This window comes from Streptomyces niveiscabiei (genome assembly GCF_001419795.1).
GTDB lineage: Bacteria > Actinomycetota > Actinomycetes > Streptomycetales > Streptomycetaceae > Streptomyces > Streptomyces niveiscabiei.
Genome location: NZ_LIRL01000190.1, coordinates 1 through 8,718 on the forward strand (window position 1 = coordinate 1; position 8,718 = coordinate 8,718).

General features: G+C 73.0%; 8 protein-coding genes. 2 read left to right on the forward strand and 6 right to left on the reverse strand.

Annotated features, from left to right (window positions below):
* Positions 1–1,355 (reverse strand): MFS transporter (locus AOK24_RS10695; protein ID WP_055719831.1); only part of this gene is annotated, 1,355 nt, incomplete at its 3' end.
* A gap of 83 nt (positions 1,356–1,438) precedes the next feature.
* On the opposite strand from AOK24_RS10695, the gene AOK24_RS10700 reads away from it, so the two are divergent.
* Positions 1,439–2,014 carry a TetR/AcrR family transcriptional regulator gene (locus AOK24_RS10700; protein WP_055719832.1) on the forward strand — a complete coding sequence of 192 codons (576 nt, stop codon included), beginning with the start codon at positions 1,439–1,441 and terminating at the stop codon, positions 2,012–2,014.
* Here the strand turns inward: AOK24_RS10700 and AOK24_RS10705 are convergent.
* The 4 genes from AOK24_RS10705 to AOK24_RS10720 are packed head-to-tail and all read right to left on the reverse strand — an operon-like array spanning position 1,989 to position 6,892.
* Entirely contained in the window at positions 1,989–2,681 is a 693-nt protein-coding gene (locus AOK24_RS10705; protein WP_055719833.1) for an ATP-binding cassette domain-containing protein, read from the reverse strand. The genes AOK24_RS10700 and AOK24_RS10705 overlap by 26 nt on opposite strands.
* Positions 2,678–3,616, reverse strand: coding sequence for an ABC transporter ATP-binding protein (locus tag AOK24_RS10710; protein ID WP_240553789.1), 939 nt, complete (start codon positions 3,614–3,616; stop codon positions 2,678–2,680). Before AOK24_RS10710 ends, AOK24_RS10705 begins: the two co-directional genes overlap by 4 nt.
* Positions 3,617–3,623: 7 nt before the next feature.
* Positions 3,624–5,402, reverse strand: coding sequence for an ABC transporter permease subunit (locus tag AOK24_RS10715; protein WP_107103931.1), 1,779 nt, complete (start codon positions 5,400–5,402; stop codon positions 3,624–3,626).
* Positions 5,399–6,892, reverse strand: coding sequence for an ABC transporter substrate-binding protein (locus tag AOK24_RS10720; protein ID WP_055719835.1), 1,494 nt, complete (start codon positions 6,890–6,892; stop codon positions 5,399–5,401). The genes AOK24_RS10715 and AOK24_RS10720 overlap by 4 nt, the downstream gene beginning before the upstream one ends.
* A 128-nt stretch (positions 6,893–7,020) precedes the next feature.
* Between AOK24_RS10720 and AOK24_RS10725 the strand changes: the two genes are divergently transcribed.
* Positions 7,021–8,466, forward strand: coding sequence for a hypothetical protein (locus AOK24_RS10725; RefSeq protein WP_107103932.1), 1,446 nt, complete (start codon positions 7,021–7,023; stop codon positions 8,464–8,466).
* Positions 8,467–8,504: 38 nt separating this feature from the next.
* Here AOK24_RS10725 and AOK24_RS10730 read toward each other — a convergent pair.
* A partial coding sequence (locus AOK24_RS10730; RefSeq protein ID WP_167376821.1) for a PucR family transcriptional regulator occupies positions 8,505–8,718 on the reverse strand: 214 nt, incomplete at its 5' end.

Below are 8,718 nucleotides of genomic sequence, written 5' to 3' on the forward strand. Positions count from 1 at the left end.
GGCACCCGGTCCGCCACCGCCAGCGCGCCCCCCAGCGTCTCCCGCGCCACATCCGGAGCCGTCCCCGGCATCTCGTGGCGGTAGATGCCCGTGCCGATGGAGCCCAGGACCGCCATTCCCATCGCGCCCCCGAACTCGCTCCCCGTCTCCAGCAACGAGGCGGCGGAGCCGGCGCGTTCGGGTGGGGCGGAGCTCACCGCGAGGTCGGTCATGGGGGACATGACGGCGACGATGCCGGAGGACAGGACGCCGCACGCGGCGAGGACGAGCCACAGGGAGTCGGGGCCGGCGAGGGAGAGCATGGCGTAACCGCATGCGGCGGTCAGGAAGCCGGCGGTGACCACGTAGGCCCGGTCGATGCCCTTGTGGACGAGGGATGTTGCCAAGGGAGCCGTGATCCCGATGGGTACCGCCGGGAGCAGGGCCCACAGCGATGCCTCCAACGCGCTTTTGCCGAGCACCGATTGGAGGTACTGCGTGGTGAAGAACGCGGACCCCATCATCCCGAACGCGGCGACGGAGTTGAGCCCGAGGGCCACCCCGAACCCCCGCCCCTTGAACAAGGACGGCGAGATCATGGGGTGTTGGACAGACCGCTGACGCCGGACGAACAGCACCGCGAAGAAGAGCCCGACGACGAGGGAGAGCACGTACTCGCCCCGTATCCCCTCGGAGGGAATCTCCTTGAGCCCGTAGACGACGGGCAGCACGGCGCCCAGGGACAGCGGCACGCTCACCCAGTCGAACGCCCCCGGCGAGGGATCGCGGGACTCGGGCAGCAGCACCGGCCCGAGGAGCAGCAGCAGGGCCATGGCAGGGAGGTTGACGAGGAAGACGGACCCCCACCAGAAGTACTGGACGAGGACGCCGCTCATGACGGACCCGAGGGCGACCCCGGCGGTCATGACGCTGGCCCAGAGCCCGATGGCCCGCGCCCGCTGGACGGGGTCCGTGAACATGGTCCGTACGAGGGCCATGGTGGACGGCATGAGCGTGGCCCCGCCCACGCCGAGCAGGGCGCGCGCGGCGATGAGCGCCTCGGCGGTGTGCGCGTACGCGGCGAGCAGCGAGGCCGCCCCGAACGCGACGGCGCCGATGAGCAGCAGTCTCCGCCGCCCGATCCGGTCCCCGAGCGACCCCATGGTCATCAGCAGCCCGGCGAGCACGAACGCGTAGATGTCGAAGATCCACAGCTGCTGGGTCCCGCTGGGTTCGAGGTCCGCGCTGATCGCGGGGACGGCGAAGTAGAGGACGGACACGTCCATGGAGACCAGCAGCAGCGGCAGCATCAGCACGGCGAGAGCGGTCCACTCACGCCGTCCGGCACGGTTCACGTGCGTCGTCGGGTGCGTCATGCCGGGAACCATACAGCCGTCTTAAACGCTTGTATAGAACGACTGTGTAAGACGCCTGTATGAGTCGGCGCTAGACTGCCCCCATGGGTCACCGTGAAGATCTGCTCGAAGGAGCCAAGCGCTGCCTCCTGGCGAAGGGCTTCGTCAGGACGACAGCCCGCGACATCGTCAAGGAGTCGGGAACGAACCTCGCGTCGATCGGCTACCACTACGGCTCGAAGGACGCGCTCCTCGCACAGGCGTACGTCGGGATGGTCGAGGAGATGTCGGACGCGTTCGACGGCCCCGAACTCACCAGCCCCCCGGGCTCGTTGGAGCGTTTCGAGGAGGTGTGGACGAACGTCGTCGCGACGATGAAGGACCCCGGCTCGCTGTGGAGCCTCAGCATGGAGATCGTCGTCATGGGCGACCAGCTGCCGCAGGTGAGGGACGAGTTGGCGAGGGCCCAGCGCGAAGGGGCGCGCGGCTTCGTGGAGTTGTTCACCGGCGTCCCGGAGGCGGACGTCACGGACGAGACGACCGACACCCTCGGCGCGTTCTACACCACCCTGATGCTGGGCCTCATCGCCCAGTGGCGGTTCGACCCCAAGTCGGCCCCGGACGGCAGGGAGTTGACGGAGGGCCTGCGCCGCCTCATGGCCGCGGCTGCCCCGAAGTGACCCTGCCGTCCCGCAGTTCGACGACCCGGTCCGCGAAGTGCCGTACGACGGACCGGTCGTGACAGATGAACAGGTACCCGAGCCCCAGCTCGTCCCGCAGATCGGCGAGCAGGTTCAGCACCCCGGCCCGCACGGACGGATCGAGCGCGGAGACGGGTTCGTCGAGGACGAGCAGCCGGGGCTCGGACGCCAACGCCCGCGCGATCCCGACGCGTTGGCACTGCCCGCCGGACAGCTCGTGCGGACGCCGGTCCGCGTACGACAGGTCGAGACCGACCCGGTCGAGCAGCTCGGCGACCTTCGCCGGACCGGTCGCCGCGTCCCACCGCCCTTGCACCTTCAGCGGCTCGGCGACGGCGTCCCGGATCCGGTGCCGGGGGCTCAGCGAGCCGTAGGGGTCCTGGAAGACGGGCTGGATCCGGGGCCGCACGGCACGCAGCTCGTGCTCCGGCAGCCCGGTCAACTCCCGCCCCTCGAACCACACTTCCCCCGAGGCCGGGCGGCGCAGCTGCAACACGGCCAGCGCGGTGGACGACTTCCCGCACCCGCTCGGCCCGTCCAGCGCGAGGGTCTCGCCGGCGCTCAGCGCGAAGGACACCCGGTCCACGGCGGTCGCGGAACCGTACCGGACGACGAGGTCACGGACGTCGAGAAGGTACTCGCTCACACACGCTCCCAGTGATGACAGGCGACCGTCCGCCCGTCGGCCTCCCGCGGCGCGGGCTCCGACACCCGGCACACCTCGGTCACGAACGAACAGCGCGGCGCGAACGCGCACCCCGCCGGCATCGCCCCCGGCAGCGGAGGGTGACCGGCGAGCACGGGCAGCCGCTTCGGCCCGTCCGGCCGGGGCAGCGAGGCCAGCAGCCCGGCCGTGTACGGGGCACGCGGCGCTTCGAGTACCCGCTTCGCGGGCCCGACTTCGACGACCTGCCCCGCGTACATCACCAGCACCCGGTCCGCGTGCAGCCGTACCGCCTCCACGTCGTGCGTCACCAGCACCAGCGCGGACGCCTGGGCCCGCAGCAGCGCCAGCACCTGCTCGCGCCGCTCCTCGTCCAGCGCGGTCGTCGGCTCGTCCGCGACCAGGATCTCCGGCTCGTTGACGGTCGCCATCGCGACGACCGCCCGCTGCCGCATCCCGCCGGAGTACTCGTGCGGATACGCCCGCGCCTTGCGCGCCGCGTCCGGAATCCCCACCCGCTCCAGCGCGGCGACCGCAGCCGCACGCGCCTCGGCCCGCGACACGCGCCGCACCGACCGTACGGCGGCGGCGAGTTGGTCGCCGACGGGGTGCACGGGGGAGAGCGCGGACAGCGCGTCCTGCGGGACCAGCGCGATACGCCGCCCCCGCAGGCCCGACAAGTCCGGCTCCACGACGCCCTTCTGCACCGCCTCCCTCGGCAGCATCCCGAGCAGCGCGCGGGCGGTGAGCGACTTCCCGGCCCCCGACTCGCCCACGATCGCGAGGACTTCACCGGCCCGGACGTCGAAGGAGACGCCCCGGACGGCCTCGACGCCGGAGAAGGAGACACGGAGGTCACGGACGGAGAGCAGCGCAGCGCCCAGCGGCTCGCTCGTCAACTCACCGTCGATTCCCACCACTTCATCATGCTGCAAGGGACACTTCCTTCTTCGCCTTCCGCCGCTCCCGCCCCTCCACGAACGCCGCCCCCGACACCGCGAGCCCGGCCAGCACGGCCAGCGCCACCGCAGGGGCCAGCGCGGCCCAGGGAGCCCGCTCCACATAGGCCCGCGACTCGTCGAGCAGCAACCCCCACTCGGGCGCCGGGGGTTGGGCCCCGAGCCCCAGGAATCCGAGCGACGCCAGCGCCAGCGCGATCCCCGGCAGCCGCAGCAGGGCGTGCCGGGCCACCGGCCCCGCCACCGTGGGCAGCACATGCCGGGTGAGGATCCACGACGGCGTCGCCCCGATGGCGCGTTGGGCCGTGAGGAACGCCGAGGCTCGCACCTCCTGCACCAGCGCGGCCGTATGCGCGGCGAGCGCGGGCCACGACACGAGGGCGACGGCCAAGGCGGCGCCGCCGGTTCCCGGCCCGGTCGCCGCGACGACCAGAATTCCCACGATGACCGGCGGCAACGCGTTCGCGATGTCCGCCGCCCCGGCCGCGACCCCGGGCAGGAACCCGAGCGCGAGCCCGACGAGCAGCCCCAGCAGACACACGGCGGCTGCGGTCCCGACCGTCGTGGCGGCCCCGTGCCCGAGCCGCGCGAGCACATCACGCCCCAGCCCGTCCGTCCCCAGCGGATGCCCCCAACTCGGCGCGGAGAGCCGCTCGTTGGTGTGCACGGAGTACGGATCGCGCAGCACCCCCCACCCGACGGCCCCCGCGAGCACCGCGAACAGCGCCACCGGCACGGCCACCGGCACCCGCACCGGCCGGGGCGGCGGCAGCGCCAGCGACGCGTCCCGCAGCGCGGGCCCCAGCAACCGGCGCCGCACCAGCGCCGACAGCGCCCCGATGACGAGCCCGAGCAGCAGCAGGGCCAGCACCGAACCCTGGAGCAGCGGCAGGTCCTGCGACTTGGCCGCGCCGAGCGCCGTACGCCCGATGCCGGGGACCGCGAAGACGGTCTCCACGGCGACCGCGCCGCCCGTCAGACCGACGGCGACCATCCCGAACTGCGGGACGAGCGGCGGCAGTACGCGCCGCAGCGCCGCCCCGGAAACCCGCGTACGGCTCACCCCGGCGCCCCGCCACAGCTCGACCCACCGCTCGTCGAGCACGGACGGCAGCGCGTCCGCGACGAGCCGCCCGAGCAGGCCACCGGCGGGGACGCCGAGCGCGACGGCGGGCAGGACCATGTGCGTCGGCCCCTCCCAGCCGGACGTGGGGAGCCGGCCGAGCCACACGCCGAACACCAGCAGCCCGACGGTCGCGAGCAGGAACTCCGGTACGGCCGCCAGCATCGCGGCCCCGGCCCCCGCCGAACCCCGCCCGCGCACCAGCACCGGCGCGACGATGATCGCGGCCAGCAGGACCGCGACGCCGAGGGCCGCGCCCATCAGGGCCAGCGAGACCTGGAGCCCGGCGGTGACCGACGGGAGGACGTCCGTGCCGGACACCCAGGACGTGCCGAGGTCGCCGCGCAGCAGGTCGGAGGCCCAACTCCCCAGCAGGGACAGGGGACCGGCGTCAAGACCGAGGTCCCGCCGGATCGCGTCCAGGGCCTCCTTCGTCGGCTCCTGCTCCGCCGAGCGCGCCCGCAGGACGGTCAGCGCGGGGTCGTTCCCGGAGAGCCAGGGGAGCAGGCCGACGGCGGCAACGACCGCGAGGAGACCGAGAGTTCGGGTCAGCCCGGCTGGACTCGGGCGCCAGAAGGAACGCAAGTCGCCGGACCCCGGCGACAGATGACGGAGTCTCATGAACCCACGTACGTCGACGCCGTGATCAGCTCACGCTCCCGGGGGTCGTGCGCCGCGTCCACCACCCCGGCCGCGTCCCCCTGGATCACCCGCTCGTGCAGCATCGGCACCGCCGCGTCGGTCGCCAGGACGGCGGCCTCCCCGGCGATGATCGCGGCCCGCCGCGCGTCCCCGGTCGGCTGGACGCCTGCCTTCTTCAACGCGGCGTCCACGGAAGGGTCCTTGAGCTGGGCGATGTTGAACGAGCCGTCCGAGGCGAAGTCGCTGTAGAGGTATGCCGCCGGGTCACCGGAGTCGAGGACGGTCGCCCGGGAGAGGATGAACGCGTCGAACTTCCCGGCCAGCGCGTCCGCTTCGATCGCCGAGTACTCGCGCACCTCCAGCTTCACCTTGAACCCGGCCTTCTGGAGCTGCTGTTGGAGCGCGGCGGCCACCTCGGGCAGCTCGGCGCGGTCGGTGAACGTGCCGATGGTGATGCTCGCGCCCTTCGGCTGCCCGGCGGCGGCCCGCGTCACCGGCCTGCGCAGCCCGGCGGCCCACGGGAGCGCGGGTCCGAGCAGGCCCTTCGCGACGTCCGCGCGGCCCTCGTACACGCCCTTCACGATGGACTCGGCGTCGATGGCCTGCCGGGCGGCGGCCCGCAGCGAGGCGTCCTTGAAGGGGCCCGAAGAGGCGTTCAGGTAAAGGGTGTTGGTGCGGGGCATCGGGACTTCGGTGATCAGCTTCTGGTCGAGGAGCGCGGCCTGCGAGACCGGTACCGCCTCGACGATGTCCGCCTCGCCGCTGCGCAGGGCGGCGGCCCGGGCGGTGCCGTCGGGCACGAACTTCACGTCGATGCCGGGGGACTTGGCCTTGGGGCCCCAGTAGCCGTCGTACCGGTCGAGGGTCGCGGACGACGTGCCGTTCACGGCGACCAGCTCGAAGGGGCCGGTGCCCGCGCCGACCGGGTTCACCGTCTTCCCCGTGTACGCCTTCGCCGCGAGGATCGAGAGCTGGGGGGAGCTGAGACGCTGGGGGAGGAGCGGGTCCTCGTCACCGGTCGTGACGACGACGTTGTCACCGGACGCCTGCACGGTCAGCTCGACGCCGTCCAGGATGCGGGGCTTGGGGGAGGCGGTGGCGGCGCGTGTCAGCGAGCGGGCGACGGCCTTCGCGTCCAGCGCCGTGCCGTCGTGGAACGTGACCCCGTCGCGCAGGGTGAACGTCCAACTCTTCCCGGAGCGCGTCCACTTGGTCGCCAGCGCGGGCTGGGCGTCGCCGTCGGCGTCCAGCTTCACCAGCGTCTCGGCCGTGGACCAGCGCGACAGTTTGAACGCGTCGTCCGACAGCGGCGACAGGCCCGACCGGGGCGGCTGCATCATCGCGACGCGGACGCGCTTCCCGCCGTCCCCGCTCGCACCGGACGACCCCGTGAAGCACCCCGACACGAGCAGTGCCGAGGCCGCCGTGAGGGCGGTGGCGGGTATCAGACGACGAGCGGGCAGGCGCACGGAGCACTCCGGGTAAAAGGGCGGTCAAGACATGGTCGCCCAGACGCTAACATGATGACAATCATTTTCAACAGTCCCCTCTTCCTCCCGCCGGGAACTGGCCCCCCGCCCCACACGTCGACAAGACCGTGACGAACCAAGATCCGCACGCCCTCGACGACCTCTCCCGCGCCTGGGAGAAGCTCCACCGGCGCGGCACCGGCCGACCGGACGACGAGACCGACCGCCACGTCCGCGACTGCGCCGCCCGCCTCGCCGCCGACCCCAGCGCGGACACGGCGTACGCCTGGACCCTCGGCCTGGTCCTCCTCGCCCCCTCCCTCGCACAGTGCCCCGAGAGCGAGCCAGCGACAGCCGCCCGCACCGCTCTGACCAGCGCCGACGCCGCCCTGCGCGCCCTCCCCTGCACCCACGGCAGCCACCCCTACCGCGACCACGAGGAGGAGCAGGACGGCGACCTCGCCGGCCGTGTCCGCACCCTCGCCGACCCCGCGCAGTGGCCCTCGTACGACGCCCCCCGCGACGAGTGGGCCTGCCCGAACAACATCGCCGGGTACGCGCGCATCGCCCTCGACGTCGTCGTGCCGGGCTCGGCGGGCGACGTACCCGCGCGGATACCGGAGGAGACCCTCGACGACATCGAGAGCCTCTCCTCGACCCTCAACCTCTACCCGACCGGCGACCCCGACGTGACCCTCGCCTGCCAGGTGTCCGCCCTGGCCGCGGCGGACGACGAGGAGCGGCCCGGCCGGCTGCTCGTCGCCCATGCCATCAGCTGGCACCTCGTCTCCGGCATGGTCCGCGACAAGGAGATCCTCGACGACCTGATCGAGGCCGTCGAGGACACCCTCCCGCACTACGCCGACGCCACCTGCGACCACGAGGAACACCGCGGACTCGACGACGACGGGCCCGAGTACGCCGAGGCCGGACTCCGGCTGACCTGCGCCGCCGGACGCGAGCGGTACGAGCGCGGCCACGCGGACTGGGACGAGCCCCCGATCGGCGAACTCCTGTGCCCCGTACGGCTCGTGGAGGTCGCCCAGGAGACCCTGGCGACCGTCCGCGAGGGCCGCGAGCGGCTCTTCGGCGAGCGGCCCCTCGACCACCTCGACGCCGAGTACCTGCGCGCCGACGGGCGCCTCGACGTCGAGAAGATCGTCGGCCGCCTCGACCACAAGCACTGGAACGAGCGGTACGCCGACGACCTCGGCCTGTGGGCGGCCCGCCGCCACGCCTCGGCCGACGTCCGCGAACGCGTCGTCCTGTTCATGACCGCCTACCAGACGATGAAGATCTCCTACCCGGGCCCGCCGCCCAACGTCGCCGCCGGGGTCCTCGCGCTGATGGCCCCCCTCGCCGCCGCCGAACGCCCCGGCACCTGCGCCCACACCGACGACCACCCCGCCACCCGGTACGTCGACATCCGGCACGGGCTGCCGCAGGTGTACGCCCCCGAGGTGTTCCCCGTCACCGAGCACACCCGCACGCTGGAGTCGTGGACGTGCCCCCGGTTCACCGGACTCCTGGCGGCGGGGTGCGCGAGCGGGCTGGAGAAGCTCGCGGAGGACTGAGGGGGGCTGAGGAGGAGGACTGAGGCGGGCTGAGGCCCCTACAGCCGCGCCCCCTTCAACCCCATGTGCAGCAGCAGCCGGTCCTCCCCGTCGTCCAGGTCCAGCCCCGTCAGCTGCTCCACCCGCGACAGCCGGTAGTACAGCGTCTGCCGGTGGATGCCGAGCGCCGCCGCCGTACGGCCCGCCTGCCCCGCGCAGTCCAGGTACACCTCGGCGGTCCGCGCCAGCTCCCGGTGGGCGGGGGACAGGAGG